This is a genomic window from Vibrio sp. 1249-1 (genome assembly GCF_033340495.1).
Genome location: NZ_JAWOWJ010000396.1, coordinates 1 through 783, shown reverse-complemented (window position 1 = coordinate 783; position 783 = coordinate 1). Strand labels below are relative to the sequence as shown.

At 48.7% G+C, this 783-nt stretch carries 1 protein-coding gene; it reads right to left on the bottom strand.

Going from position 1 to position 783, the window contains the following annotated elements:
• On the bottom strand, positions 1 to 753 hold a 753-nt coding region (locus R7Z50_RS26605; protein WP_318149626.1), incomplete at its 3' end, for a GspE/PulE family protein.
• Positions 754 to 783: the final 30 nt, after the last annotated feature.

Here is a 783-nt window from a genome sequence, read left to right as displayed (position 1 = left end):
ACCAATGAGGTGACGGAAGTTGTCGTGTACCGAAGGAGTCATGCCCAAACTGTGCAGGTCAAGGCGCGTTGCGTTTTTATCTAACAGACGCATTACCACTCGTTCACCGTGAGAGGATGGCATGGTAGAAACACGCACGTCGACCGCTCGGCCACCAATACGTAGTGAGATACGACCATCTTGAGGCACACGCTTTTCAGCAATATCGAGCTTCGCCATAACTTTCACACGAGACACCAATAACGGCGCAAGCTTACGACTTGGCGTCAAGACTTCACGCAGAACGCCGTCGACACGGAAGCGGATAGAAAGCGTCTTTTCAAACGTTTCGATATGGATATCGGACGCACCTTCTTTGATCGCTTCACCCAACATGGCATTGATCAATTTGATGATTGGCGCATCGTCTTCCGACTCCAACAAATCCTCGTCATGCGGTAGCTCTTCTGCCAACGAGAAGAAATCGTCACTGTCGGCACCGATATCTTCCATCAATTGACGAGCTTCTGATGAATCACGTTGATACGCTTCAGTCAGCTTTTTATCGAAGGATTCTTTATCGATGGCTTGAGGCACGAAACTGCGCTTAAGCACGCGACGTACTTCAACCAGAGCCGCAGGATTTAGCGGCTCCACGTAGTAAAGAATTGGAGGACGCTCTGGATGCTCAGTCTCCAAAACCAGTTTAAAGCGATTGGCAAAACTGAATGGCAGACGACGCATACTTGGCGCAGTGTCTAACATATCTACCATTAGTTCTTTTCCATTTGATCGATAAACGCT